Raw genomic sequence first — 25826 nt, 5'->3', positions numbered from 1 at the left:
TTAAGCAATATATCCCATGATGCGCTCAATGACAGTGACGCTGTTGTCTTCTGTACGGCAAATAATAAGGATCGTATCATCTCCACAGATCGTGCCCATCACTTCAGTCCACTCGATATTGTCAAGCAATGCTGCAATGGAGTTCGCTGTTCCCGGCAAACATTTCATCACTACAAGATTGTTGGCGTGATCAATGTGCAGGAAATTATCCACGAGCGCGCGCTTAAGCTTTTGAATCGGATTATAGCGCTGATCGGTTGGCAATGAATATTTATATCGTCCATCATCCATTGGAATTTTGATTAAAAGAAGCTCTTTGATGTCCCGCGATACCGTTGCTTGTGTCACCTGAAAACCCGCTTGTCGCAATGCTTCAACCAGATCATCTTGGGTCTCTATTTCATTTTGACTAATAATTTCACGAATCTTGATATGTCGTTGTCCTTTCATACATGCCTCCAATTAGAAATGTATTGCAAAGATGCAGTCTTGACCTTTAATGCAATGCTGTATCATGCCATATTTCAAACTTATTATATATTAATCCAGATCCTCTCCATCATACACGTCTTCTTGATAATCTATAAGCCTGATTACCATTATATCGGAATCATCCAGATCTACATAAAGCAATCCTTCACATCCGGGGTACAATAATAAATAGGGAAGAAAGCGATCCCTTATAGCAGGTCCGCTTCGTTCAAGCGGTTGCCTGCGACGGGAAGTTTTGACTAAATACCTTGCATCCTGCCGCTCAGCAACATAATCAATAAACAACCTGCTGTATAAAACGGAATTATCGGCCTCAAAGGCTAAAGGTACTTTCATTTTCCCGCCAATCACGTCGTATCCATTGGCCTCAAGTAAAGTCAGAGCAGGAGAATCTTGAATGTTTTCATTAAGTCTTAACTCGGCAAAGCTTACCGGAATCGGACGATTCAGCCAGCTACGCAGTCCGAGAAACAACCATACGATTAAACAGACAGCAAACACACCAATAACGATTGTGTCATATTGACCCTCCATTACCGCTCACCTCAGTGATATATTCGAGATCGAACACCCGTTTTCCTTTGTCCCAAAATATCTTTCCAGCGAAAAGAAACTCATCTTATGATGAGTTTCCCGTAAAAGTATGAGCGGCTTCTTTGGCGACCTGCTCTGCAAGTGCATCAAGTGAAGCCTCGTCGTTCTCTGGTTGTGCGGCCTCTGGTGCTTCCAGACGCCAGTGTGCGAGAAATTCGATATTACCCTCCCCACCCGTAATCGGTGAGAAGGTCAGGCCTTTCAGGTTTAATCCAAGTTGACTGGCAAAATGAAGCATGGTCTGCAATACATCCTTGTGCACCTTCGGGTCTCGGACAACACCTGATTTACCCACTTTATCTCGTCCCGCCTCAAACTGTGGTTTAATTAGAGCCACAATATCCGCAGGCCGTTGCAACAGAGCCAAGAGCGGCGGAAGTATAATTCGCAACGAAATAAAGGATACGTCAATGCTTGCAAAGTTTGGCACAGGTCCACTCAGATCTTCAGGCGTGACGTAACGGAAATTCGTACGTTCCATCACGGTGACCCGCTCATCATTACGCAGTGACCAGTCCAGTTGATTATACCCCACATCAATGGCGTATACATGGGATGCGCCATGTTGAAGAGCACAATCCGTAAAACCACCAGTGGATGAACCGATATCCAACATGACAAGATCATTCATATTCAGGTTGAAATGACGAATCGCTTTTTCAAGCTTTAGTCCACCTCTGCCTACATAAGGATGCACTGAACCTTTTACCTTCAGCTGAGCATCCCTTGGAATTTTCATGCCTGCTTTTTCAATCGGTTCATTATTGGCATACACAAGTCCAGCCATAATCGCAGCTTTTGCCTTCTCACGGCTTTCGTAGTAGCCCTGCTCCACCAGCAGCACATCGATTCGTTCTTTCGGGAGTGACATGTCTTTCTCCTATCCGCTAATCATTCTAATGTTAGGAAGGGAAACGTGTTTTGGACATTCCGTATGAAGATTGAACGGCCATTTTACGCAATTCTGCACTTACATTCTCCACTGTAAGACCAACCTCTTCACGTTGTTCCTTGATGCTGCCATGTTCGATAAATCGATCAGGAATGCCCATCAGATGCACATGAACATCATGTATACCTTGCTCAGCATAGAATTCCAACACCGCACTTCCCATGCTGCCTGCCTGCGAGGTTTCTTCAAGCACAATCAGCTTTGTCCCGCGGACAGCCAGATCACGAAGCATCTGTTCATCTAATGGTTTGAGGAACCGAGCATTGATAACTCCAGTATTTATCCCTTCCCGTTTCACCGTATCTGCAACTTCTTCAGCCAGCTGAACCATGGAACCCGAGGCCATAATCGCGTATCCTTCAGCTGGACGTAGCTGTTCCCAGGATCCTATTGGAATCGGAACTAACACATCGTCCATTGGTACGCCAACCACATTGTTACGCGGGTAACGATACGCAATCGGACCTTCGTTATAATCCAGCGCCGTTTTCATCATATGGCGCAGTTCATTCTCATCTTTTGGCATCATAAGCACGATATTTGGAATGTGACGCATAAACGCAACATCGTATACTCCCTGATGTGTCTCACCGTCAGGTCCAACAAATCCAGCGCGGTCAATTGCAAATATAACATTTGCATTGTGACGACAGATGTCGTGAACGATCTGATCATATGCACGTTGCATGAATGTGGAGTATACCGCATAAACCGGTTTTAGCCCTTCCATAGCCAGTGCCGCACACATCGTAGCTGCATGCTGTTCCGCAATCCCCACATCAATCATGCGATCCGGAAACTCTTTGCTGAAAGGGATTAGACCTGAACCTGTAGGCATCGCAGGTGTAACCGCAACGATACGTTTATCCTCTTTCGCTAGTTCAACAAGCGTCTGACCGAATACTTCGGTGTACATCGGTTTTCCAACGGCTTTGAGCACTTGACCTGATTCAATTTTATATGGCGAAATTCCGTGCCACTTATGCGAATCTGCCTCGGCAGGCTGATAACCTTTGCCTTTGGTTGTAAGTACATGAACCATTACAGGACCATCCACATTGTCAGCCTGTTTGAAAGCCTCAATCAGTTGCGGGATGTCATGCCCGTCAATCGGGCCCAAATACGTGAAACCCAGTTCTTCAAAAAGAACACCAGGAACCATCATATATTTGACACTATCCTTAATCCAGCTCGCCGATTTCGCCAGACGATCACCAATGGCCGGAATTTTTTTGAGAATACCTTCCACATCATCTTTAGCTTTCAAGTAATGACGATCTGAACGAATTTTACTCAAGTATTTATGCATGGCTCCCACATTGGGTGCGATAGACATCTCATTATCATTGAGAATAACCATCAGCTTACGCTGTTCATGTCCGATATGGTTCAGTGCTTCAAACGCCATACCGCCTGTAAGCGCTCCGTCTCCAATGATGGCGATAACCTGATTATCCTCACCTTTCAGATCACGAGCCATAGCCATACCCATGGCAGCAGACAATGAAGTACTACTGTGTCCGGCTTCCCATACATCGTGTTCACTTTCGTTCCGTTTGACAAATCCGCATAATCCGTTCTGTTGACGCAACGTATCAAAGCGATCCATCCGCCCCGTCAAAACTTTATGCACATAAGCCTGGTGTCCCACATCAAAAATCATTTTATCCGTTGGACTGTTGTAGCAGTAGTGCAGGGCCACGGTGAGCTCAACCACTCCTAAGTTCGGTGCAAGATGCCCGCCTGTAGCAGACAGCTTCTCAATCAGAAACTGGCGGATCTCTGCCGACAAAAGGACAAGATCATCCTGGGACATCACCTTTAGATCACTGGGTTGTTTAATTTGTGGAAGCAGCACGAGAATCTCCCCGCTTTCCTAGAATGTTGTTGTTTATTAGATATATATCATTTATTGAGTGTAATGGATGGAATAACATTGAATCATTATACCATAAATGAACAAGAATCATAATTTACAGCCCGCTTCAGCCGATCAAGAGTCGTTCGCTTACGATTCATATCCGAAGCTCTATAATTATGTATTCTCCAATCATTGAAAGAAGCTTTCGTTTCGTTTATTGGCATAAAGAAGCCATTACTATCATTACACTGTTCATTTCACATTGAATCAGCTGCCTAAGTTAAATGTTAATGGTCACGGCTCATCAGATAATCGGCAATCTCCATTAACCTTGAAGCATCCGGCAATTGCGCTCGTTCAAGTGCATCTTTAGCGGATTGTGTGAGGGATTTCACTTCTGCAACGGAAGCTTCCATTCCGATAAAGTACGGATAAGTTACCTTCTGCTGATTCACGTCACTTTGCGTTTTTTTCCCCATCTTCTGCTCGTCACCCGTCAGGTCTAAAATGTCATCCTGAATCTGGAATGCAAGTCCTAAATCCCGCCCAAATACACTCAGCGCCTCCAATTGTCCTTCTGTAGCCCCGCCGATGCGAGCACCTGCAAGGAGGGAGAAGACAATCAGATCACCTGTTTTATGCAGATGAATATATTGAAGCTGAGACAAATCAGTCAACCCTTGCTCGCCTTCCATATCAGCAACCTGGCCACCAACCATGCCTCTGGCTCCTGCAAGTTCAGCTAAATCCTGAACAATAGCTAACAGAGCATCAGCATTCACTCCGCTTTGACGTCCTGTCTGAACAATGCTGTAGAAAGCGTGGGTCAGCAGTGCATCTCCCGCAAGAATGGCTGTCGCTTCGCCATATACTTTGTGATTCGTTAATTTTCCCCTACGATAATCATCATTATCCATCGCAGGCAAGTCGTCGTGGATCAACGAATACGTATGAACCATCTCCACGGCGCAGGCTACCGGCATCGCAGCTGTACGCTCCGCTCCGAAGGCTTCCGCCGCAGCAACGACCAGAAGTGGACGAAGGCGTTTACCTCCAGCCATTAATGAATACTGCATCGATTCCGTGAGCGAACGAGGTATATCCCAATGCTCGGGAAGGGTGTGTTTCAGCGCTTCCGTAACATCTCCAGTTACTTCCTGAAGGTACGCTTCGAATGAAAGACGGTTACTCATTGATCTCACCGCTCTCATCGTCAGCCGTGCCAAAAGGCTTCTTGCGAAGCTCCCCATCTTCTTCTACGATCATCTCGATCTTACGTTCCACTTGTTCCAGCTTCAGGCCACATAACTGGGAAAGTTTCATTCCGCGCTGAAACAAATCAATCGCTTGCTCCAGAGGAACATCTCCATGCTCCAGCTGACCTACGATGTCTTCTAATGCCGCCATTGCCTCTTCAAAATTCAGTTCCGGTTCATTCGCCATGGATGTTGTTGTCCTCCTTCATTCCCCAGACCTGACAGTCCAGCTGTCCGTCCGCTAATTTGATCTTCACCGAGTCGCCCGGCTGTACATCATTTATGGATTTAATCAATTGCTGTTCCTGCTCATCGTAGACAAGACTATAACCACGTGACATTACCTTCAGCGGACTGAGTGCATCGAGATGCCTTACCAGTGACTTCCACTGTTGTTGCTTGCTACGTGTAATTGATCTCATCGCAAGTTCAAGTTGCTTACGAGCGGCTGCATTATCCCGGCGTGCTGTATTCACTTGTTCCCGAGGATTAAACCGCTGTAAAGCTGTCCGCAACCGTTCTTGTTTTTCTCCCGTCCATTTCATTCGTGTATCCACACTTCGTTGCAAGCGTTGATGTAACATATCCAGACGTTCTGTATGCTGCATCAACGTTCTGCGCGGATGCACCAGCACGGGGGAGCGCTGAAGACGATTTAGGCGTTCACGATGATATACGGCACGTTGCTTCAGACTGTTCTGTAACTGGCGCTGTCTTCGTGCAATCTGTTCCATCAGCTCTGCACGATTCGGCACAGCAAGTTCCGCTGCCGCTGTTGGTGTCGCAGCACGTAAATCGGAAGCAAAGTCTGCAATCGTAAAGTCCGTTTCATGACCAACCGCAGAGATCACTGGAATGGTTGAAGCTGCTATGGCTCGAGCTACAATTTCTTCATTAAAAGCCCACAGTTCTTCGAGTGATCCACCGCCCCGTCCTACAATAAGCACATCTGCTTCAGCCATATGGTTAAAGTTGTTTATTGCCTTGACGATGGATGGTGCAGCCCCTTTGCCTTGAACAAGCACCGGGTACAATACAACTTTAGCCGATGGATACCTTCGTTGCAGTGTGATTATAATGTCACGAACAGCCGCTCCTGTAGGAGATGTTACAACACCAATCGTTTGTGGATAACTTGGGATGGGTCTTTTGCGAGCAGGAGAGAACAATCCTTCGTCCTCCAGTTTCTTTTTCAGCTGCTCATAAGCCAGATATAGACTGCCTATACCATCTGGCTGCATATGTGTCGCATAAAATTGATACTGCCCGTCGCGTTCATATACCGAAACGTTACCACGCGCAATAACCCTTGCACCCTCCTTCGGTACAAAGGGTAAACGCTGATTATGCGATGCAAACATGATGGATTTAATCCGACTGTCCTTGTCCTTTAATGTAAAATACATGTGGCCGCTGGAGTGATGCGTGAAATTGGATATCTCTCCGCGCAGCCAGACGTCCGACAGAACCTGATCCGATTCCAGTTTCATCCGGATATATCGGTTCAGGTCTTTGATAGAGTAAATTTTTTGCTCTGCCACAGACAGTTACCTAGGCCAATCCGTGAGCGCGTTTTGCCGCGATCAGAGTGTTCTGCATCAGCATGGTGATCGTCATTGGACCCACGCCGCCGGGAACAGGTGTAATTGGGCCAGAGACTTCTTTTACACTTTCAAAATCTACATCCCCCGCGAGTTTTCCGTTATCCAAACGATTCATGCCGACATCGATCACAACAGCGCCTGGTTTAACATAATCGGCATCCACAAAATTGGCACGACCGATCGCTACGACCAGAATATCCGCTTGACGTGTAATTTCTTTCATATTAGCCGTACGGGAATGACACATCGTTACGGTTGCATTTTCACGTTGCAATAACAAGGACACCGGTTTACCTACAATGTTACTACGACCGATAACGACAGCGTGTTTACCGGACATTTCCAGACCCGTGCGTTTAATTAATTCAATGACACCGGCAGGTGTACACGGGAGCAAGCTGTCATCACCGATAACCAAATTCCCCACATTCACTGGGTGGAATCCATCTACGTCTTTATCTACAGCAATCGCATCGATTACCGCTTTCTCTTCAATGTGGCTCGGCAGTGGAAGCTGCACAAGAATACCATTGATGGACTTCTGATTGTTCAGCTTGTCCACGAGAGCTAGCAAATCCGCTTGCGATGTACTTGCATCCAACCGATGTACTTCAGAGTAAAAGCCGAGGTCATGACATGCTTTTTCCTTATTACGCACATAAACTTGAGAAGCCGGATCTTCCCCCACGAGCACAACAGCCAGACCCGGTACTACTCCCTGTTCGCTTAGTTGTTTTACTTCTGCGGTCATGCTTGCGCGGAGCTCTTGGGATACTTCTTTACCGTTAATAATAGATGCTGTCATTGTACTCTCTCCCTTATATGAACATATATTAGATAAAACGATCTAGATACATCCTTACAGAAAAGCTGGCTTGTCTACTCTACTCCATCAGAAAGTTCCCTTAGGATAATTTTTGCTTGATGCTATCCACTTCCTGAATCATGCGGCCAAGAACACCATTGACGAACTTGCCTGATTCATCTGTACCAAAATACTTCGACAATTCAATCGCTTCGTTGACAGAAACTTTGGCTGGTACATCATCACGGAATACCATCTCATAGGTGGACAAGCGCAAAATTTGGCGGTCTACACGTGACAAACGGCTCAGCTGCCAGCCTTTCAAATAGTCCACAAGCAAACCATCAATCGCTTCCTTATGCCCCCACGCACCTTGCACCATTTCGGTAACGTAGCTACGCATTTTTTCTTCATCACGGATTTCAACTTCCGTTTCATTTTCCTCAGCCGCTTCATTAATCAGCATATTTACCGCTTCAGACGCGCTTACTTCATTCATTTCCATCTGATACAGACTCTGTACTGCAATTTCCCTTGCCAAACGTCTTTTCATGTCCTGCCTCCTGCAGCGCTCATTCCCGAGCGTCATCATGCTTATTTTAAAATTCAAGAAACCACTTCATTACCCTATACAGGATACCCATGGCTCCTCTCTGATATTGCGTTCTCTTTTCACAAAAAAACCTGCAACACGTTTCCTCCAAAAATCGGGCAACTCAAACTACAGTTCTATTTTCGGAAGAAACATATTGCAGGGTTCTGATAGGCTTATTTGAACGGACGCCAGCGATCTCCAAGCCATTGTCGTAACTCTCCCCAAGGGATGAACGAGCCTAGCTTCTCATCGCTTCGTCTGCCAAATGTATACCCGATGAACACCAAAAGTGCAAAGAACAACATATCCCAAAAACCGATCCAAACATAAAGAAATCCCAATAAAATACCAAAGGCAACGCCTAGAATACGTCCCTTGTAGCTATCCCAAAGCTCTTTCCACAACATCAGTGAAACTCACCTCATTCCACGCGACTCTTGTAGTTAGGCGACTGGGTCACATTAGCGATATATACGGTTACAAAAGAAACAGGAATTCCTGTAATCTCTTGCACATGATCATGTATCGCCTTTTGCAGATCCGTAGTCAGCGCCGGAATAGGTGTCTCCCCATCCACAACAGCCCGAATCTTAATCTCCAGTCCTGACTCCACCACACGGATGCGCGCTTTGACGTCACGTACTCCACGAAAACGGGAAGTAGCCTTCAAACAGAGATTTTCAATTGTCTCCATTGAAATCTGAACATCCCCGAACTCGGTACGTTGATCCACAGAAGGTAACGAGCCACGCTCGCGGCGAATCGAGATGTAGAAAAAACGTAAACTCAGGACAAACAAAATCGCTGCCGCGACAATTGACGCAACAATAACATTTTGTTCCTGCTGGTAATTCAATTCGTATGGCAGCACACCGCTAATCAGTAAGATTACCGCTGCCGATATTGCTCCTACGCTTATGCTGTATATAAACAACAGAAGCCGATCCAGTATTTTAGCCACGAACTGCACAGCCTCCCTTGCTCACTCACATTGCTTAACTGCTGAAAAGCTTAACGTTGATCACCTTGTCCGTCTCAAGTGCATAACGAAAGACCCGTCCAAGACGGGATAACCCCCGACAGAAGTGCCGGGGGAAATCTGTCTTATTATTTTACACGTTGCGTGTTCAGGTCGATCTCTTCCACCTTTTCAGCACTCTTGAATTGAACGTCATGAATGTGAACATTCACTTCATTTACGTTCAATCCTGTCATGTTTTCAATGGAGCGCTTCACGTTTTGTTGGATTTCAGTAGCAACCTGCGGCAAACGGTATCCATATTCAATAATAACGGAAACATCCACTGCAGCTTCGCGTTGACCTACTTCAACCTTAACTCCTTTTGAAAGGTTTTTGCGGCCGAGCAATTCCGCGAATCCACCTGCGAATCCACCGCTCATCCCAGCTACTCCTTTAACTTCCACAGTTGCAAGTCCAGCAATCACTTCGATAACTTCAGGTGCGATCTGGATTTCACCGATATCCGTGCGTTCAAATTCTGTCGGTAGTGTACTCATAAATGTTCAACACACCTTTCGCGAGATAAGTTTGCGGCCATCCGTCAGGGTGCCGGTTCATTTTCACAACACTCAGAACCCTTCCGGTCCGGCTTTACCGGAGCTCCTGCAACCATCCGCTAGAAGGCGGGCTTATCCGATGCAGGAGACATGCGCTCTTATTATTACATACTATATCATTTGGGCTAGATTATGACAAACAAGTCCAATATGACTGTTAAATCTCGTTTTCCTCGAGAAATTTAATATCAAAATCTCCGCGAATAAACGTTGGATGCTCCAGAAGTTTCTGATGGAAAGGAATCGTTGTTGAGATGCCTTCAATCGCGAATTCTGCCAAAGCACGCTTCATTTTGGCGATCGCTTCATCACGAGTTGCGCCCCAAACGATCAATTTTGCAATCATGGAGTCATAGAATGGTGAGATTGTGTAACCAGGATACGCTGCGCTGTCCACCCGAACTCCAGGGCCACCCGGTGCAAGGTAAAAACCAATCTTGCCTGGTGCAGGCATAAAGTTACGGTCAGGATCTTCAGCGTTAATTCGGCATTCAATGGACCATCCGTTAATAACCACATCTTCCTGACGGAAAGATAACGGATTACCTTCGGCAACAGAGATCATTTCACGGATCAGATCGACACCCGTTACCATCTCGGTAACCGGATGTTCAACCTGAATACGAGTATTCATCTCCATAAAGTAGAACTCCCCGTTTGGACTTAGAAGGAATTCCAGTGTACCGGCTCCGGAGTAATTCACCGCAAGTGCAGCTCGCACAGCAGCTTCTCCCATGAGCGTACGGACTTCCTCGTTGATCACAGGACACGGTGCTTCCTCAACAAGCTTCTGACGACGGCGCTGAACCGAACAATCACGCTCGCCAAGATGCACGGCATTGCCGTGTTTGTCAGCCATAATCTGAATTTCAACGTGCTTCATGCCTGTCAGGAATTTCTCCAGATACACACCGGCGTTCCCGAATGCTTTCTGAGCTTCCTGCTGTGCAGCCGTGATTTGTTTTACCAATTGCTCTTCGTTTTCAGCGATCCGAATCCCTTTACCCCCACCACCAGCGGTAGCTTTGATAATGACAGGATACCCGATATCACGTCCAATCATAATCGCTTCTTCGGTAGTTTCCACAAGGCCGTCTGATCCAGGAATAACAGGTACGCCTGCATCCTTCATCGTCTGTTTCGCTACAGCCTTGTCACCCATCTTGGTAATAGCTTCCGGTGAAGGACCAATGAATGTAATGTTGCAGGAATCACAGATTTCCGCAAAATCAGCATTCTCGGCCAAGAAACCGTATCCAGGGTGGATGGCGTCACATTCCGTCAAAGTAGCTACACTCATCAGGTTAGTAAAGTTAAGATAACTGTCTTTAGACAGTGTTGGTCCGATACAGTAGGCCTCGTCTGCAAGACGGACATGCAAGGAATCTTTGTCCGCTTCCGAGTAAACAGCCACTGTCGAAATGCCAAGCTCGCGGCAGGCACGAATAATGCGCACAGCAATCTCACCACGATTGGCAATCAATATTTTATGGAATTTCATTTCGTCTTTGTCCTCCTTCGAAGCTCATGCGGTTGCTATAAACCTGTAAACCGTTATTCCGGTTTTACCAGGAACAGAGGCTGTCCGTATTCGACAAGCTGTCCATTTTCAACCAGCACTTCAACGATTTCTCCCTTGATGTCCGCATCAAGCTCGTTCATCAGTTTCATGGCTTCGATGATGCATACCGTTGTTTTCTCAACAACTTTATCACCCACACTCACAAAAGAACCAGCTTCCGGTGAGGAAGCTCTGTAAAATGTACCTACCATCGGAGATACAATTTTATGTAAATGACTTGTTGTATCGGCTTGCGGGGCAGCCTCGCTAACCACTGCGGTAGCAGCAGGTTGCACCTGAGGAGCAGCAATCACTTGCGGTTGTACGGCAGCAGCCTGTACGAACTCCGTTTTACCTGGTTTGCGAATCGACAAACGTGATCCTTCATTTTCAATTTCCAATTCCTGAACAGAACTTTCATCAACCAACTTGATCAGTTCTTTAATTTCGCTCAATTTAAACATTTCCATTATTCACTCCTTCGGCATCATGCCAGTCTCACGAGGACGGTCATATGGCTTTTAGTATTATATCATAATCATTAAAAATGGAAAGAGCCCGAGAGTCGAACAGGCTCCCGGGGCTTCCTTATCACATTTCCGATTACTGTTCTGTGACATATTGCACGCTGATTTTGTTCTGTGATACAGACAATTCTTTCATAACCAGATCAACAATAGAAACCGCCTGTTTAACGTCAAGTTTGTCACTCAGAACCACCACTTTATACTTGTCAGCCTCTTCTTGAACGACTGCATTTGCGAATTGCTGGGAAAGTGTCTCTTCAATGCCTGTAATTTTGGCTTCTTTATCTTCAAGTACCCGGAGCTGTTCTGTTGCTTTTGCATTTTCTTCCGGTGTTTTACTAAGATCACCTGCAATAGTCATCAATTCCTCGTACTTACGGTTGTTACTCTCTTCACGCTGCCACTGGTAATTCTGGAACTGACTGCTTGCCGACACAGCCGTATTTTGCTGTTCCATCTCTTTCAGCACTTCTTCATCCGTTTTAGCAGCAGTCCCCTCTGTTTCCCCTTCCGTTCCTGGGGTAGTCACCGCTCCTTTTTCCACACTAGTTTCTGACTTTTGATCCGTTTCTCCTTCTTTGCTGCCTGGTTCAGTAGCAGGTGTTTTTTCTGCGCTTCCCGCTTCCTTACCTTCTGCGCCAGTTGTGTTTTCGGCCGGGCTCGCCGCACCGGAATCACCCTTAATCTCTCCGCTGTTCACGACCTCGTTGATCACCAGACCTTCTGTTGGATCAAGAATACCAGCGGTTTCCTTTGCCTCGCCTTGTTTCATCGCATCTACTTGCTGACTGTCAGCTACAGGGGGATTAACGGGCCCGGAATCTTCAGTAAAGAGATAATAGGCGGACAAGATAACCATTAGACTCAGCATGGAAACCAGCCATATTGTTTGACGTTTGTTATTCATTTAGAAGTTCCTCCTCAAAAATAGGGTTGATTCTGACAACACATCTCTTCTTATCGTCATTCAAAGCTTTAATCCTGTTTGCGCGGAACAACCGAGATCCGGTAAGCCGCTACGTTCAAACCTTTTTCAACGGCATCTGTAATGAGGTCCTTCACAACCTTGTTCTCTGCACCTTTTGCCACCACCAGCACTCCGCGGATTTGCGGTTTCAGCTTTTTCGTGACAATGGGTGTCTGATCCCCTGATAATTCGTACGTAATGATCTCACCGTCACGGGTATATTGCGTCATATGCCGTTTACCGCCATTGGCATCCGTCTCTTCGGTAAGCTGCTGTGAATCTTTGACGTTCCGCTGCACCACGAGTTCTTCCGTAGAATCCACGGTAACCATCACATCCACAGTGCCTACACCAACGATATTTTCCAACACGCCTTTGATCTTGTCTTCGAATGCTATTTCAATCGCCTGAAAAGGGTTTTCTTCCAACAAACCATTTTGCATCGTCGACATGGAAGTAGCTTGTTCTGGTGGTTCACGACCGATGTTTTCAGAATCGATCTTTTTGACGTTGACAAAGGAATTAAAGAGCATGATGCCCACACCGATCAGTCCCAAAATGATTAACCACCGTAAGGTTTGACTGCGCTTCGCACCGCCTTCACCGCCACCCATCCAGCTTTCCAGCTTTTTGAACCAGTGTTTCATCGGATCGCCTCCTTTTCAGAGCACTTCTGAATTGTTTGTCTCCGTCACTCGCACCTGGCTCGCATCAACTTCCCACTTCTCTTTGAGCAATGTGATGATTTGTACTGCGTGTTCAGACCGTGAAACACTAGTTTGCTTAACGTTTGAATCTTCACTATCATTCCGGGTAACGGAGGGTTCGGATGCTTGATTAGAAGCTACCTGATCTCTCTTTGGTTGCTCGGATCGCTGCCCGTTTGACTCAATCTGTATATTCTTAATTTCAACTGGATCAATCTGCACAGGTTGAGTACTCGGGTAATTTTCATCATGTTCTAACGAATCTTTGGTTTCTTTCATCGGGTTGCTACTCACAGGTTCGGCCGCATCCGTTTTCGAATCACCCTTTCCACTTGCTAGTTGCACCTTCACATGCTGAATGACAGGCAGTTCAACAGAAGTGGTTGCTTGGGTATCCGAATTTGATTTCTTCATCGCCAGTTGTACCTCAACCGACTGAACCTTTGCTCCAGTTGTCTCTTCAATCTGACCTTTCATAACGTTAGCGAGTTCCTTCGCCGTCCACTTTAGGGACTGTTGTTGTTCACTCGCCTGCATTCGCTTCCCTTGAGCCAGAATCTGCTCCAGTGTGGCTTGCCCGTCAGGAGGTGCATCCATTGCGGTCATGGCGCGTTTTAGTTCCCCTACCGGATCACTTTTCAACAGTTTCGTGATGGGGGATAACAAGGTCAGCAGGATGAGAAGGCTCAGCACAAGCTTGACATACCGTTCCATGGAACGATTCGGGAGTAGCATATCTACAAACGTTGCCAGTAAAACGATCATGATCAGATCCTGCAGCCAGTTGCTCAGCCACCCCATCCTATCCAGCCCCTTTCCTGCAGACAGGTATTTAACGCATCATGACCGTAAGATTGCCTGCGGTCAGCAGAATCGTAATTGCCAGGAAAAACATGAGTCCAACGGCGGCCAGTGCCGCGAACACATAAATCATGCTTTTACCAATCGCTTGCAAGCAATCTACGATCGGCGTCTCTCCCAAAGGTTGCATGATCGCTCCGGTCACGTTGTAGATCAAGGCCAGCGCCAGAATTTTAATGGCCGGAAACGCACAGAGGAACAAGATAATAATGACACCTGTCAGTCCGATTGCATTTTTGACAAGCAACGATGCCGTGATCACGGTGTCCGTTGCATCTGCAAATGTCCTCCCTACAACGGGTACAAAGTTTCCTGCAATATATTTGGCTGCCTTCAAACTGACACCATCCGCAACCGATCCCGAAGCTCCCTGTACCGAAATAACCCCCAGAAACATCGTCAGCAGAATGCCCAGCAAGGCTACACTGATGTTTCGCAACAGGTCAGCCATTTGTGTCAATTTGTATTTATCCGAAAGCGAGCTCACCAGATGCAGCACAGCCGAGAAGAAGAGAAGTGGGAACACTAGCAGATGGATCAGCGTACTTACGAGATGAATCATGAAAATAATTAGCGGGTGCGTCACCGAAACGGTAACGACATTACCCATCGAAGCGAGCAGTGTGAACAGAAGTGGAACCATCGCCATCATAAAGTTGATCATGCCGGATATAGCCTCTTTTGCATAACCAATTGCTACGCTAAAGCTGTTGATTGCGATGATAATGATGACCAGATAACAGATGGCATATGCAATTTTACTAATATTGTTCTTCTCAAAAGCAGTCTGAAGTGTCTCCAAAATCATGCTCAGCACTGTCAACATCACGATCGTGACCAAAAGTTTGCCGTTATATAAAATTTCATGCAACATAAACGTGCCAATTGCCGAAAATACCGATTTCAGACTGAATCCTTCATTCCCGGGAATTAACATATCCATGAACGATGGCGTTTTGCCTTCTGGAAAAAAACCACCGTACTGTTTCATCAGTTGATCCCAATATTTCTCGACCTGATCCTTCGGAAGCTCATCAGCCTGCTGCTTTATCCACTCGTTTGAAGGCGTGGTGGCTACAACCTGTCCAATTACACCGAACATGAAACATATCATCAGCACAATGATGAGGCGCCAGCGCGGCTTGTTATGCATCAATTTCATCAGTTATCCGCCCGCCCTTTCTACACCGGCATCAGTTTCATCACGGTTTCGATAATGATGCTAATGATCGGAATCGCGAGTACAAGAATCAGCACTTTGCCAGCTAGTTCAATCTTGGAGGCGATGCTCTCTTGCCCTGCATCTCTGACAATCTGTGCACCGAATTCAGCAATGTAAGCAATGCCGATAATCTTCAATACCGTTTTCAGATAGATGCTCTCCATACCGGAATTTTCAGCAAGTCGCTTCAGCACTTCAATGACTGTGCCAATTTTGCCAATCAACAGCATAAAGATCACTACACCAGTGGCTGCCGCAATCAGAAAGGCAAACATCGGCTTTTGTTCCTTAATGACTAAAATCAATACGGTTGCAATGAGTGCCAGACCAACAACTTGAATAATCTCCACGGGTCACCACCATCCGGCTTCATGACCGATTTCATTGAAAAAGAAATATGGATTTAATCTCTTGTAGCAGGCTGTCCAGCATTCGAACAACCATGAACAGTACAACGACAAATCCGATTACGGTCACCCAGTGAGCCATATCTTCCTTTCCCATTTGTTTCAATACGGTATGAATCATCGCTATAATGATTCCAATGCCCGCAATTTGAAAGATTGCGTTCACTTCTAAATTCATGACCTTGGCACCTCGCTATCCCGGCTATTTCAGAAGATCAGTATGACGATTAACGCTCCGACAAGCATCCCCAGGCTGCGGCTCATTCGTTCGTACTTCACTTGATCGGCCTGTGCGCGGGATTCCTCATGCATAAGTTGCTGAATGGCTAACGAAATATGTTTGGTCTGATCTTGACGATCACTGGTGCCAAGGCTGTAACTCAACTGTAGCATGACCTCCCGCTCGTCTGATTTCATCGCTGATTTCCCCCATGCCTCCTCGACACCGGCTTGCAGACTCTCCCTGGCTGTAAGGCCATGTGGGGGTTCCATCTGTGTGGAGGCATGTAAAAAAAGAGTTCTCACCGGCTCTTTGGTCTGGGCCCCCATCTTGTTCATCGCATCAGGCAGCGGCGTTAAGCCGTAATTAATCTCTGTCATCAGCCGCTGTAGGGCCGCAATCAACTCACGTAGCTGCCTTGGCCGCAATGCATATTGCCTCGCCTTGTGAAAACCAGCGAGAGTACTTGCTAGCAGAATCAGCAAGGCGCCAAGCATATTAAGCAAAGGCTTCACCTCCTGACCCGGTCTGTTGCAGTCCTCGCATCTTGCCATCGGACAGTCGAAAGCTCATGCCTCTGCTCGTCCGCTGCAGCTGTACATAACGCTGAAACATCTGCTCGGCAATCAGTGTTTTCAAGGCAGGCCTTGCAGATAGTTCAGTCAGATCCCGTGCGTGAGCCGTGGCAATGACAGAAACTCCTGCATGCAGGGCCTCCATAACTGCCTCCGCATCCTCTGGCCGACCAATCTCGTCCACAATCAGAACGTCCGGTGACATGGAACGAAGCATCATCATCATGCCTTCAGCCTTGGGGCATCCATCCATTACGTCTGTGCGCGGCCCTACATCGAAGCTAGGCACACCTTTATAGCTTCCCGCTATCTCAGAACGTTCATCTACAATGCCCACTTTTAGTCGCGGGCGTATCCCCTGCCTCAGTTCACCACCGGCTGTCAGTTTCGTGCCGTTGCTGATCTGCCTTGCCAAATCTCGTAGCAACGTTGTTTTGCCTTGCTGCGGTGGAGATAGTATCAAGGTATGCATCACCTGTCCGTTCCTCATATCTAGCAGGTATGGAAGAATCGGGTCAGCCACGCCTTGCACTTCCCGGGCAACACGGACGTTAAATCCGTTGATATCCCGTAAATATTCTACACGTCCTCCACTAAGCACCGTCCGGCCAGCAAGTCCGATTCGATGCCCTCCCGGGATGGTGATGAATCCTTTTCGTAATTCTTCTTCCAAGGTATAGAGCGAATGGTTGCTTATGAGATCAAGCAGTCTGTGCGTTGCTTCTTTCAGAGGAACATAAGCTTCCTCTGGTTTTCCCGTTGGTACACCTTCTGGAGTGAGGAAGTGATAATTGTTTCCTGCATTAATTTCCAGCGGCCTGCCTTCTCGAATACGGATTTCCTCTACTTGTTCCAATAAGGCGGGCGGCATTCTGCCCAGAATGGTTCGGATGGGTTCCGGAAAAAGATCCCTCCATTTCACTTTCATGAGTAGGCTCCTCCAACTTGATTAATTTCATCTCTGATGCTTGTTCATATCTCAAGTTTATGCCTGTACATTCATTTTATGACGCTGAAATCTATCAATTCTTCAAAGACGATGAATGAGAGCCAAAACTCATAGACATCTTTTGTTCTAGGCACCTGTCTAGACATTCATGCATATAGTGCTTGCAAACAGATGGACTGTTCCACTGATAAACCAATGCTCGATCCCGAGGAACAAAAAGGAGTTGTGGGGTGTGCGTGTCGACGTCGTAGGTAATGTAAATGAAGTACGAACGATAGATATTGAAGGGCGAAGTGTGGTTGTCATTGATGTTTTGCGAACAACAAGCACAATTGTGACCGCGCTTGCTCATCATGCTGCGGGAGTTATTGCTACGGAGACTGTTCCGCAAGCCAAACAGATGTTGGTAGGAAACAGTATTCGGGGCGGGGAACGTTTTGACAAACAAATAACCGGATTCGATGCGGGTAATTCTCCCTATGAATATATGAGTGGTGACATTGCGGAAAAAGTCATTATCCTCACCACAACAGATGGTACAAGAGCTCTGATTAAAGCATCCAGAGCCAGACATATACTTGCGGGAGCATTCTTAAATGTTAGAGCGGTTGCTTCCGCTCTACTGGAATTACAACGGGATATTTTGTTATTATGTGCCGGTGAGCAGGATGAGTTTGCTCTCGAGGACGGCCTGTGTGCCGGATGTATTATTGAAGAGTTGTATCGTCAGACCCGTTCGCCACTGCAACTGAACGATCTTGGTATTATTCTGCATCAGGCTGTGTCTCAGTGTCATGACCAGATTACAGATCTGGTTCGCACATCATCCAGTGCACGCAGACTGGATAAACTAGGGAAAATGCATGATGTTACCTATTGTTCACAATTGAATCTGCTGGATTGTGTACCAGAGATGAGGGAAGGGAACGAGCTAAAACCTTACCGTAAAGTAAGAGGAGGCAACATGTGCAAACGACTATAGTCACAGCTAAAAGAGGTGTACTGCTGCCTAGTGGCAACGGTACACCTCTTCCTAATTATACGTTTATTTTACGCCTCATTTGCAATCTTATCTGCGAACTTGCGGTCCACCGATTACGGCTTGCTCAGCTGTATCCAGATCGTAAGCCGTGTGCAGAGCTTTAATCACGTCATGAAGCTTCTCTCCATCGATAACGCAGGAGACCTTGATCTCGGAAGTGCTGACCATTTTGATGCTTACGCCTTCACCTGAGATCACTTTGAACATTTTAGCAGCTACACCTGGATGGCTCACCATACCTGCACCAACAATCGAGATTTTAACCAGGTTCTCTTCGGAGGTAACTTCACGGTAAGGCAACCGGCTGTGCAGACCTTCAATGACACGAAGTGCTTTCTCGCGATCAGACAGTGCAACCGAGAAGGAGAAGTCCGCTTTGCCGTCCTGTACCCCGCTCTGCACGATAATATCGACGTCCAGTTGCTCACTAGCCAGTTCGCCAAATACTTCGGCAAGGACGCCCGGGACATCCGGAACACCCAAAATACTGATGCGAGCTACGTTTTTGTCATACGCGATCCCACTTACCACTACTCCTTGTTCCATTGCCGCTTCCTCCTTCACAACCGTTCCTTCATTATGGTTAAAGCTTGATCTTACAATCAAAGGTACACCGGAATGCTTCGCGTACTCAACAGCACGTGGATGCAATACCGCCGCTCCCAGATTCGCAAGCTCCAGCATTTCGTCGTAGGATATTTCTTTCAGTTTGCGCGCTACCTTGACGATCCTCGGATCTGTGGAATAAATTCCGTCCACATCCGTATAGATCTCGCAAGCGTCCGCTTGAATTGCTGCTGCGAGCGCAACAGCTGTTGTATCCGAACCGCCGCGGCCCAGTGTAGTGATCTCGCCGTCTTCCGTCATGCCTTGGAAACCAGCGACAATAACGATATTGCCTTCAGCAAGCGCAGATTTGACACGTTCAGGACGGATATCCTGAATCCGGGCTTTACCGTGAACCGGTTCTGTTCGGAAACCGGCTTGCCATCCTGTAAAGGATACGGCCTTGCGTCCAAGTGCCTGAATGGCCATGGATAATAAGGAGATCGAAATTTGTTCCCCTGTTGTCAACAACATATCCATTTCACGAGCAGGCAAATCACTGTTTAGCAGCTTCGCCTGATCAATCAAATCATCTGTAGTATCTCCCATGGCCGAAACCACGACGACACATTGATGTCCTTCATCCGCTTTTTCTACAACACGTCCGGCTACACGCTTCATGCGTTCTGTATCTCCGACCGAGCTGCCCCCAAATTTCATGACGTACAATGACAACGCAAATCCACTCCCTACCTTGTGCAGTATGCATCAATTGATATCTTTCGTCATTATTCTCTACGAGAAATGACTTTAACCCAGTATATTACGAAAGCGTCTGATAGGCTAATCTTTTTTCAAAAAAACCCTCTGCCATATTCATGGCAAAGGGTTTTCATTCTTGCATTAAAGCTTACAGCAAGTGAAAGTTACGCACGGGAAGAGTATTTACCTTCACGTGTATCAATCAGAAGCACGTCGCCTTCATTGATGAACAAAGGAACTTGTACATTCAGACCTGTTTCCACTTTTGCGTTCTTCGTAGCGCCTTGTGCTGTGTTACCTTTAACGCTTGGCTCTGTTTCAATAACTTTCAGCTCAACGCTTGTAGGCAAGTCGATACCCAGGATTTCACCTTGGTAACTAACGATCTTCACGTTCATGTTTTCTTTAAGGAAGTTCAGTTCCCACTCCAGTTGATCACTAGTCAGTGTGAATTGATCGTATGTTTCATTGTCCATAAACGTATGCTCAGAACCACTTGCATACAGGTAAGATACTCCACGGTTTTCGATAATTGCACGGCCAATCGTTTCACCTGCACGAAATGTTTTTTCAACCGTATTACCATTACGAAGGTTTTTTAACTTGGAACGTACAAAAGCTGCGCCTTTACCTGGTTTTACGTGTTGGAAATCAAGCACGGTATAGATATCGTTGTCTACTTGCACGGTCAAACCTGTTTTAAAATCGTTAACTGAAATCACAAAAGATCCCTCCTGATATAAGTAAAAAGTGTTTGGGTATGTTAGCCAATAACGGTGAACTTTTTGTCCGATTTCGTAAGAATATGAATACCTGACTCGGTAATCACAACGTCATCCTCAATTCGTACGCCGCCAAGTCCATCAATATAAATTCCCGGCTCAACTGTAACCACCATTCCCGGTTTCAACACATCATCGCTAAGCTTGGACAGACGCGGAGCTTCATGAACCTCCATACCCAGACCATGGCCCGTGCTGTGTCCAAACTGTTCTCCATATCCATAGCCTGCAATGATATCCCGAGCAAGTGCATCCGCTTCCCGTCCGGTCATACCTGGTTTCAGGTTCTCCAGCGTATGTAATTGTGCTTCCAGTACGATGTCGTAAATCTTGCGCAGTTCAGGTACAGGATTACCTGTTGCAATCGTACGTGTCAGATCTGAACAGTATCCGTCCAGCAACGCGCCAAAGTCAAACGTAATCAGTTCGTCCTGTCCAATTACTTTGCTACTTGCAACACCGTGAGGCATAGCAGAACGTTCGCCTGAAGCGACAATGGTGTCAAAGGAGGAGCTGGTCGCCCCATGCTTGCGCATGAAGAACTCCATTTCAAGATCCACTTCACGTTCAGTCATACCCGGTTTCGCAAATTGCAAAACGTGGCTGAATGTGGCATCTGCCAAATCTGCAGCACGCTGCATCACTGCAATTTCGTCAGCATCCTTGAACATCCGAAGCTGCTCAACAATGCCGGATACTGCTGTAAGTTTAACCGATTGCAACGATTCCGCATAAGAAGCGTGCGTACCAAATGTAACCGAATCCTGTTCGAAGCCAACTTCGTTGATGTTCGCTGCAACCAGCAAATCACGTACAGAATCCATCGGTTTAACACCGTGCTCCACCACGTTGAAACCTTGGGCTTGCGTGGATGCCTGTGCCATATAACGGAAATCAGTAAGCAAATAAGCTTCCTGCTCAGTAATAAGCACATATCCTGCCGAACCCGTAAATCCCGTCATATAACGGCGGTTAATGGGATTCGTAATCAGCATTGCTTTGAGTTCACGCTCGGCCATGGCCTCACGTAACTTGTGTACTCGTTTGTTTTCCATCGGTAACCCTTCTTTCTCTCACATTCCCGGGTTCCCGGCTCAGGTTTGTTTGTCCAGATGACGCACGAGAGCCAGCAATCCCAGTTCATAGCTTACTTCGCCAAATCCGGCAATCTGCCCGATCGTTTCTGCTGCTAGCACTGAATGATGTCTGAACGCTTCGCGTGCATGAATGTTGGATAGATGAACCTCCACGGTAGGAACTTTCACGGCATTGATTGCATCCCGTATCGCATAACTGTAATGAGTAAAAGCCCCGGCATTCAGCATGATCCCGTCTGCCTCACCCATTGCGGCATGAATGCGGTCAATAATGTCTCCTTCATGGTTGGATTGATAAAAAGCGATGGAGACGCCCAATTCTTCAGCCTGTCTGCGAATTTTGTCTTCAATATCCTTCAGACTAAGCGTTCCATAGATACCTGGTTCACGAACACCAAGCATGTTCAGGTTCGGGCCATTGATCACAATAATTCGTTTCATCGCTGCTCCACCCTCTCTGCAAATAACCATCTGCTATTTTAACACAGCCGTTACCGGATTGAGAAGCTTTTTTGCGTCTAGGCTCCTGCGTGCTCTGGCTCCCGTTTCCTTTCGTCGGTGTACTCCATCGCTACGGTGTAACCTATGAACAGCCCCCAAAGAAGGAAGAAACAAATTTCCGTGAAAATTGAATCCCATGTCAATTGATTTAACGGTTTCATCATTCCGAGTTTAGGCCCAAGCAGGATAAAGAGGATCACCCACCAGACGATCCCATACACCATACCGGGAAACGGCCCTTTTAATTTGCGGATGGTAAAGGTATATAACAGTGACGCAAAGATGGAAAACACGATAAAACACAACCAACCTGTCAAGTGACCTGCCGGCGTATAAATATATTTATGCTTGAAAAAAGGCTCCGCCAGAAAACCCACGGGTACAACGGTAAAATGCAGAAAATGAAATAGCCAGTGGATTCCTCCCCAGATTAGCCCGGCAAAGAACCCCAGTTCCAGCGCAAAGGAAAACGGATTTGTGAAATAGTGCGCATCTCCCTGCCTTGGCACGGAGCGCCGTTTCGTCACGTTTTCGTCACGTTCTCGCGGTCGTTGCCGATTTGTGCGCTGATCCGTTTTACCTTCGTGATTATGATTCGTTAATACGTCCTCATGAGTATGATCTGTCATCATAAACGTCCCCTTCTTCACTAGATGATCTCACAAGCATGCTAGATATTTTCTCACAGTTCTAGGGCGTAGTATGTTCAAAACAGGACAATCTTAACAGCGGCACTTGCCTTTTCTCTCGTAAACTAGAAATTGCTCTCAAAATTCGATACAATAAGGATATTAAACTGCCTTTGATTGTAAAGGCTTAGAACAGAATAGGAAGGTGAATAATTTGCCTCAACAATCCAAGCCTGTCAGCTACGGGGGGCAAGCTGTCATCGAGGGCGTAATGTTTGGCGGTAAACACGTCAATGTTACGGCAGTTCGTAGAAAAGACGGCGAAATTACGTATCTGGAAGTTCCCAAGCAAGACAAGACCTGGGTCATGAAATTGCGGCGGATTCCTTTATTACGCGGAATTGTCAGCATTATAGATTCAAGTGTCAAAGGTAGCAAACATCTTAATTACTCTGCTGACGCTTATGCTGATGATGAGCTCGAACCTGAAGAAAAAGCCAAACAACAAGAGAAACAAGGAACTGGCTGGAGCCTTAGCATGATAATCGGTGTGACTGCGGTAGCCATACTTTCCTTCCTTTTCGGCAAAATTGTACTGACGCTGCTTCCTGTCGTGATCGAGGACTTCTTATTTAAAAATGTATTCGACAATCAATTTCTGCATAATGTATTGGAAGGTGTCATCAAACTGATCCTGTTACTCGCTTATCTGTGGCTAATCTCACAGACACCAATGATTAAACGCCTGTTTCAATACCACGGGGCAGAGCACAAAGTCATAAGCGCATACGAAGCTGGCGAAGAACTTACACCGGAAAATGTTCAGAAGTACAGCAGGCTACATTACCGCTGTGGTAGTAGCTTTATCATGTTGACTGTCATCATCGGTATTTTCTTATACTCCGTATTCACATACGATAATTTATGGGAACGGATGGGACAGCGTTTGCTCTTGTTGCCAGTCGTACTAGGTATTTCGTTCGAGCTACTCAAGATTACGAATTCGCTTCGTGATATTCCTGTCTTACGTTATCTGGGATACCCTGGCCTGTGGTTGCAATTGCTTACGACCAAAGAACCTACGAACGCTCAAGTGGAAGTATCCATTGCGTCTTTCAATCGCATGCTTGAACTGGACGCCAAACTTGCCAACGTTTCGACTGTAACGGAAGTTCCTGTAGCAACACTTGATCCTGTGAAAGGGTGAATGAAATGAATAAGCAGGCTATTGTATTTTGGGCATTCATTGTACTGGCTGCTCTTGGGGTTATCAGTTTTATGACTAGAGCTTCGTTGTCCAGTATTCTCATCCCTCTGATCGTGTTCGGAGTTGTGTTCCTGCTGTACAAATTCCCGCCTGCCCGTTGGTCACGAAAAGCCAAAACACCAAAGATCAAACCTTCGGCAAAAACGATGGCTAAAGTGAACGCACAGAATAATGTCAATGCAAGAAAGAGCAGTTCGTCCAAGAAACGCAAGGACTACCCTTTTCAGGTCATTCAGGGCCAGAAAGGCAAAAACAACGAAGAGGACGTTCCCAAGTATCACTGATTTGTCCTTCCGGTGATATCTCTGTTTTCTTCTCACAGTAAAATGTAAAATAAAACCCAAAAAGCAATTCTCCATCATCCGGAGAATTGCTTTTTTCACGTTTCTATATGGGAACCAGCGGCGGCGAACCCGCCTGTTTCTTCCGCATTTCTTTTCGCTGCTTTTCCAATTGCTCGTTGTACATCTTCGTATTCCATGTGGTGAAAAACTCCAGACCAGAGGCCACACCTGAACGATATAAGTTCGTACTGTCTTGAACGGAGAGATTAAATTGTGTCGGTTTAATACCCAGCGTAGGAATTTTGACCGTACGGAATCGGTTAATCTGCTCAATGTAACGCTCATCGTGAGCTGTTAACATGGTCTCGACAAGCGCTTGCAACATGGTCAAAGGTCCTTTAATTCGTGCAGGTTCTACTTCTGTCTTACCTACCATTTTAAAACCGACTACTGGAATGATCTCTCCCCCTGATTCAGAGCGTTCTCCATCGAACAACCACAGTGGGAAGTTACTCAGTAGCCCTCCGTCCACGACATACACAAACTGATCTTGGAATGGTAGCCCCTTGGACATCATCGGTGATTTCCGAATAATGACAGGATCGAAAAAATACGGAATGCTACAACTCATACGTACAGCTTTAGCAACCTCAAGCTTCGAAGGTTCAATCCCAAAGCGCCGAATATCGTCGGGCAAGACGAGAATGTTTCCGTTAGAAATATCCGATGCGGTAATGAGCAACTTTCCAGATGGCAAATCAGCGAAGGTTCGGATTCCTTTTTGTGCCAGCATTTTGCGTATCCATGATTCCAGTGCTTCACCTGAATATAAACCTTTTTTCAAAAACAATCTTGTTGCTGGACCAATCCAGCGTGTATTAAATATAGGCGACCGTTGCAGAAGCGAAGCAAACGGCGTACTCTCAATGATTTCTTTCATCTCCTCGGCCCGGTAACCCGCAGCCAGTAGGGCAGCAACAATCGAACCGGATGATGTGCCAGCAACTCGGTTGAATTGCACTCCGCAGTCCTGTGCTCCCTGTACAGCTCCTGCAAGGGAAACCCCTTTTACGCCTCCACCTTCAAAAACGCCATTAATTAACACAACGAAAAACCCCCGTTCTCCAGGCAGCCATACTTCTACTGCCACTGTATGAGAACAGGGGTTGGTCATATAACTATG

Annotated in this window: 31 protein-coding genes; 3 read left to right on the top strand and 28 right to left on the bottom strand. The window is 46.4% G+C overall.

Annotated features, from left to right (window positions below):
• The 22 genes from ahrC to spoIIIAA form a co-directional block, all read right to left on the bottom strand.
• Nucleotides 1–450 (bottom strand): transcriptional regulator AhrC/ArgR, encoded by a 450-nt coding sequence (gene ahrC, locus H7T88_RS11485; protein WP_221788527.1) that lies wholly within the window; start codon nucleotides 448–450, stop codon nucleotides 1–3.
• 90 nt (nucleotides 451–540) lie between these two features.
• On the bottom strand, nucleotides 541–1026 hold the full coding sequence (locus tag H7T88_RS11480; RefSeq protein WP_221788525.1) for a hypothetical protein: 486 nt from the start codon (nucleotides 1024–1026) through the stop codon (nucleotides 541–543).
• Nucleotides 1027–1111: 85 nt separating this feature from the next.
• Nucleotides 1112–1957 carry a TlyA family RNA methyltransferase gene (locus tag H7T88_RS11475; RefSeq protein ID WP_154957657.1) on the bottom strand — a complete coding sequence of 282 codons (846 nt, stop codon included), beginning with the start codon at nucleotides 1955–1957 and terminating at the stop codon, nucleotides 1112–1114.
• A 31-nt stretch (nucleotides 1958–1988) separates the two neighbouring features.
• Nucleotides 1989–3896 carry a 1-deoxy-D-xylulose-5-phosphate synthase gene (dxs, locus tag H7T88_RS11470; RefSeq protein ID WP_221788523.1) on the bottom strand — a complete coding sequence of 636 codons (1908 nt, stop codon included), beginning with the start codon at nucleotides 3894–3896 and terminating at the stop codon, nucleotides 1989–1991.
• A 290-nt stretch (nucleotides 3897–4186) separates the two neighbouring features.
• Nucleotides 4187–5092, bottom strand: coding sequence for a polyprenyl synthetase family protein (locus H7T88_RS11465; RefSeq protein ID WP_423246130.1), 906 nt, complete (start codon nucleotides 5090–5092; stop codon nucleotides 4187–4189).
• Complete coding sequence (gene xseB / locus H7T88_RS11460) at nucleotides 5085–5342, bottom strand: exodeoxyribonuclease VII small subunit (RefSeq protein ID WP_221788521.1); 258 nt, start codon at nucleotides 5340–5342, stop codon at nucleotides 5085–5087. The genes H7T88_RS11465 and xseB overlap by 8 nt, the downstream gene beginning before the upstream one ends.
• Nucleotides 5332–6696, bottom strand: coding sequence for an exodeoxyribonuclease VII large subunit (xseA, locus tag H7T88_RS11455; protein WP_221788520.1), 1365 nt, complete (start codon nucleotides 6694–6696; stop codon nucleotides 5332–5334). Before xseA ends, xseB begins: the two co-directional genes overlap by 11 nt.
• Nucleotides 6697–6706: 10 nt before the next feature.
• Complete coding sequence (gene folD, locus H7T88_RS11450) at nucleotides 6707–7564, bottom strand: bifunctional methylenetetrahydrofolate dehydrogenase/methenyltetrahydrofolate cyclohydrolase FolD (protein ID WP_090922511.1); 858 nt, start codon at nucleotides 7562–7564, stop codon at nucleotides 6707–6709.
• A gap of 100 nt (nucleotides 7565–7664) precedes the next feature.
• On the bottom strand, nucleotides 7665–8117 hold the full coding sequence (gene nusB / locus H7T88_RS11445) for a transcription antitermination factor NusB (protein ID WP_154888448.1): 453 nt from the start codon (nucleotides 8115–8117) through the stop codon (nucleotides 7665–7667).
• A gap of 215 nt (nucleotides 8118–8332) precedes the next feature.
• Nucleotides 8333–8566, bottom strand: a complete 234-nt coding sequence (locus H7T88_RS11440; protein WP_090922515.1) for a DUF2273 domain-containing protein — start codon at nucleotides 8564–8566, stop codon at nucleotides 8333–8335.
• A gap of 14 nt (nucleotides 8567–8580) precedes the next feature.
• Complete coding sequence (gene amaP, locus H7T88_RS11435) at nucleotides 8581–9120, bottom strand: alkaline shock response membrane anchor protein AmaP (RefSeq protein ID WP_090922517.1); 540 nt, start codon at nucleotides 9118–9120, stop codon at nucleotides 8581–8583.
• A gap of 146 nt (nucleotides 9121–9266) precedes the next feature.
• The gene (locus H7T88_RS11430; protein WP_090922519.1) at nucleotides 9267–9677 is read right to left on the bottom strand and encodes an Asp23/Gls24 family envelope stress response protein; all 411 of its coding nucleotides are present in this window, start codon (nucleotides 9675–9677) and stop codon (nucleotides 9267–9269) included.
• Between the two features lie 217 nt (nucleotides 9678–9894).
• Nucleotides 9895–11238, bottom strand: coding sequence for an acetyl-CoA carboxylase biotin carboxylase subunit (gene accC, locus H7T88_RS11425; protein ID WP_090922521.1), 1344 nt, complete (start codon nucleotides 11236–11238; stop codon nucleotides 9895–9897).
• A 53-nt stretch (nucleotides 11239–11291) separates the two neighbouring features.
• Entirely contained in the window at nucleotides 11292–11762 is a 471-nt protein-coding gene (accB, locus tag H7T88_RS11420; protein ID WP_090922713.1) for an acetyl-CoA carboxylase biotin carboxyl carrier protein, read from the bottom strand.
• A 139-nt stretch (nucleotides 11763–11901) separates the two neighbouring features.
• Nucleotides 11902–12732 carry a SpoIIIAH-like family protein gene (locus H7T88_RS11415; RefSeq protein ID WP_221788519.1) on the bottom strand — a complete coding sequence of 277 codons (831 nt, stop codon included), beginning with the start codon at nucleotides 12730–12732 and terminating at the stop codon, nucleotides 11902–11904.
• A gap of 68 nt (nucleotides 12733–12800) precedes the next feature.
• Nucleotides 12801–13439 carry a stage III sporulation protein AG gene (gene spoIIIAG / locus H7T88_RS11410; protein WP_221788518.1) on the bottom strand — a complete coding sequence of 213 codons (639 nt, stop codon included), beginning with the start codon at nucleotides 13437–13439 and terminating at the stop codon, nucleotides 12801–12803.
• Between the two features lie 15 nt (nucleotides 13440–13454).
• Entirely contained in the window at nucleotides 13455–14300 is an 846-nt protein-coding gene (gene spoIIIAF, locus H7T88_RS11405) for a stage III sporulation protein AF (protein ID WP_221788517.1), read from the bottom strand.
• 31 nt (nucleotides 14301–14331) lie between these two features.
• Nucleotides 14332–15522: a stage III sporulation protein AE gene (gene spoIIIAE, locus H7T88_RS11400; protein ID WP_221788516.1), complete on the bottom strand. Its 1191-nt coding sequence runs from the start codon at nucleotides 15520–15522 to the stop codon at nucleotides 14332–14334.
• Nucleotides 15523–15542: 20 nt separating this feature from the next.
• Nucleotides 15543–15932, bottom strand: a complete 390-nt coding sequence (gene spoIIIAD / locus H7T88_RS11395; protein ID WP_090922532.1) for a stage III sporulation protein AD — start codon at nucleotides 15930–15932, stop codon at nucleotides 15543–15545.
• A 31-nt stretch (nucleotides 15933–15963) separates the two neighbouring features.
• Nucleotides 15964–16167 (bottom strand): stage III sporulation protein AC, encoded by a 204-nt coding sequence (gene spoIIIAC / locus H7T88_RS11390; protein ID WP_017687585.1) that lies wholly within the window; start codon nucleotides 16165–16167, stop codon nucleotides 15964–15966.
• Nucleotides 16168–16196: 29 nt separating this feature from the next.
• Entirely contained in the window at nucleotides 16197–16715 is a 519-nt protein-coding gene (gene spoIIIAB, locus H7T88_RS11385) for a stage III sporulation protein SpoIIIAB (RefSeq protein ID WP_154888439.1), read from the bottom strand.
• Nucleotides 16708–17712 (bottom strand): stage III sporulation protein AA, encoded by a 1005-nt coding sequence (gene spoIIIAA / locus H7T88_RS11380; RefSeq protein WP_221788515.1) that lies wholly within the window; start codon nucleotides 17710–17712, stop codon nucleotides 16708–16710. The genes spoIIIAB and spoIIIAA overlap by 8 nt, the downstream gene beginning before the upstream one ends.
• A gap of 253 nt (nucleotides 17713–17965) precedes the next feature.
• Here spoIIIAA and H7T88_RS11375 point away from each other — a divergent pair, with 253 nt between their 5' ends.
• Nucleotides 17966–18715 (top strand): 2-phosphosulfolactate phosphatase, encoded by a 750-nt coding sequence (locus H7T88_RS11375; RefSeq protein WP_221788514.1) that lies wholly within the window; start codon nucleotides 17966–17968, stop codon nucleotides 18713–18715.
• A gap of 87 nt (nucleotides 18716–18802) precedes the next feature.
• Here the strand turns inward: H7T88_RS11375 and H7T88_RS11370 are convergent, their stop codons facing one another.
• The 5 genes from H7T88_RS11370 to H7T88_RS11350 form a co-directional block, all read right to left on the bottom strand.
• Nucleotides 18803–20056, bottom strand: a complete 1254-nt coding sequence (locus H7T88_RS11370) for an aspartate kinase (RefSeq protein WP_090922538.1) — start codon at nucleotides 20054–20056, stop codon at nucleotides 18803–18805.
• A gap of 191 nt (nucleotides 20057–20247) precedes the next feature.
• A complete protein-coding gene (gene efp, locus H7T88_RS11365) occupies nucleotides 20248–20805 on the bottom strand; it encodes an elongation factor P (protein WP_090922540.1) in 558 nt (185 codons plus the stop codon).
• Nucleotides 20806–20846: 41 nt separating this feature from the next.
• The gene (locus tag H7T88_RS11360; RefSeq protein ID WP_090922542.1) at nucleotides 20847–21920 is read right to left on the bottom strand and encodes a M24 family metallopeptidase; all 1074 of its coding nucleotides are present in this window, start codon (nucleotides 21918–21920) and stop codon (nucleotides 20847–20849) included.
• A gap of 39 nt (nucleotides 21921–21959) precedes the next feature.
• The gene (gene aroQ, locus H7T88_RS11355) at nucleotides 21960–22403 is read right to left on the bottom strand and encodes a type II 3-dehydroquinate dehydratase (RefSeq protein ID WP_090922544.1); all 444 of its coding nucleotides are present in this window, start codon (nucleotides 22401–22403) and stop codon (nucleotides 21960–21962) included.
• 77 nt (nucleotides 22404–22480) lie between these two features.
• Nucleotides 22481–23095 carry a YqhR family membrane protein gene (locus tag H7T88_RS11350; RefSeq protein ID WP_253493202.1) on the bottom strand — a complete coding sequence of 205 codons (615 nt, stop codon included), beginning with the start codon at nucleotides 23093–23095 and terminating at the stop codon, nucleotides 22481–22483.
• A 211-nt stretch (nucleotides 23096–23306) separates the two neighbouring features.
• On the opposite strand from H7T88_RS11350, the gene H7T88_RS11345 reads away from it, so the two are divergent.
• Nucleotides 23307–24299 (top strand): DUF1385 domain-containing protein, encoded by a 993-nt coding sequence (locus H7T88_RS11345; RefSeq protein ID WP_221788513.1) that lies wholly within the window; start codon nucleotides 23307–23309, stop codon nucleotides 24297–24299.
• Between the two features lie 5 nt (nucleotides 24300–24304).
• Nucleotides 24305–24643, top strand: a complete 339-nt coding sequence (locus tag H7T88_RS11340; RefSeq protein WP_090922550.1) for an MraY family glycosyltransferase — start codon at nucleotides 24305–24307, stop codon at nucleotides 24641–24643.
• 103 nt (nucleotides 24644–24746) lie between these two features.
• Here the strand turns inward: H7T88_RS11340 and H7T88_RS11335 are convergent, their stop codons facing one another.
• Entirely contained in the window at nucleotides 24747–25748 is a 1002-nt protein-coding gene (locus H7T88_RS11335; RefSeq protein WP_221788550.1) for a patatin-like phospholipase family protein, read from the bottom strand.
• Nucleotides 25749–25826 lie beyond the last annotated feature (78 nt).

The organism is Paenibacillus cucumis (ex Kampfer et al. 2016) (assembly GCF_019748695.1).
GTDB classification, from domain to species: domain Bacteria; phylum Bacillota; class Bacilli; order Paenibacillales; family Paenibacillaceae; genus Paenibacillus; species Paenibacillus polysaccharolyticus.
Note: the sequence above shows the minus strand (reverse complement) of the source record. Positions and strands in the feature narration are given on the sequence as shown.

Bases quoted from the DNA above. Each gene is read 5' to 3' on its own strand.
- spoIIIAE (WP_221788516.1), bottom strand. From the start codon at position 15,522: ATGAAATTGATGCATAACAAGCCGCGCTGGCGCCTCATCATTGTGCTG.
- H7T88_RS11475 (WP_154957657.1), bottom strand. From the start codon at position 1,957: ATGTCACTCCCGAAAGAACGAATCGATGTGCTGCTGGTGGAGCAGGGC.
- spoIIIAF (WP_221788517.1), bottom strand. From the start codon at position 14,300: ATGGGGTGGCTGAGCAACTGGCTGCAGGATCTGATCATGATCGTTTTA.
- folD (WP_090922511.1), bottom strand. From the start codon at position 7,564: ATGACAGCATCTATTATTAACGGTAAAGAAGTATCCCAAGAGCTCCGC.
- H7T88_RS11415 (WP_221788519.1), bottom strand. From the start codon at position 12,732: ATGAATAACAAACGTCAAACAATATGGCTGGTTTCCATGCTGAGTCTA.
- H7T88_RS11480 (WP_221788525.1), bottom strand. From the start codon at position 1,026: ATGGAGGGTCAATATGACACAATCGTTATTGGTGTGTTTGCTGTCTGT.
- H7T88_RS11340 (WP_090922550.1), top strand. From the start codon at position 24,305: ATGAATAAGCAGGCTATTGTATTTTGGGCATTCATTGTACTGGCTGCT.
- accB (WP_090922713.1), bottom strand. From the start codon at position 11,762: ATGTTTAAATTGAGCGAAATTAAAGAACTGATCAAGTTGGTTGATGAA.
- H7T88_RS11360 (WP_090922542.1), bottom strand. From the start codon at position 21,920: ATGGAAAACAAACGAGTACACAAGTTACGTGAGGCCATGGCCGAGCGT.
- H7T88_RS11440 (WP_090922515.1), bottom strand. From the start codon at position 8,566: ATGTTGTGGAAAGAGCTTTGGGATAGCTACAAGGGACGTATTCTAGGC.
- spoIIIAA (WP_221788515.1), bottom strand. From the start codon at position 17,712: ATGAAAGTGAAATGGAGGGATCTTTTTCCGGAACCCATCCGAACCATT.
- xseB (WP_221788521.1), bottom strand. From the start codon at position 5,342: ATGGCGAATGAACCGGAACTGAATTTTGAAGAGGCAATGGCGGCATTA.
- nusB (WP_154888448.1), bottom strand. From the start codon at position 8,117: ATGAAAAGACGTTTGGCAAGGGAAATTGCAGTACAGAGTCTGTATCAG.
- spoIIIAC (WP_017687585.1), bottom strand. From the start codon at position 16,167: ATGAATTTAGAAGTGAACGCAATCTTTCAAATTGCGGGCATTGGAATC.
- spoIIIAG (WP_221788518.1), bottom strand. From the start codon at position 13,439: ATGAAACACTGGTTCAAAAAGCTGGAAAGCTGGATGGGTGGCGGTGAA.
- H7T88_RS11465 (WP_423246130.1), bottom strand. From the start codon at position 5,092: ATGAGTAACCGTCTTTCATTCGAAGCGTACCTTCAGGAAGTAACTGGA.
- aroQ (WP_090922544.1), bottom strand. From the start codon at position 22,403: ATGAAACGAATTATTGTGATCAATGGCCCGAACCTGAACATGCTTGGT.
- H7T88_RS11350 (WP_253493202.1), bottom strand. From the start codon at position 23,095: ATGATGACAGATCATACTCATGAGGACGTATTAACGAATCATAATCAC.
- accC (WP_090922521.1), bottom strand. From the start codon at position 11,238: ATGAAATTCCATAAAATATTGATTGCCAATCGTGGTGAGATTGCTGTG.
- ahrC (WP_221788527.1), bottom strand. From the start codon at position 450: ATGAAAGGACAACGACATATCAAGATTCGTGAAATTATTAGTCAAAAT.
- H7T88_RS11430 (WP_090922519.1), bottom strand. From the start codon at position 9,677: ATGAGTACACTACCGACAGAATTTGAACGCACGGATATCGGTGAAATC.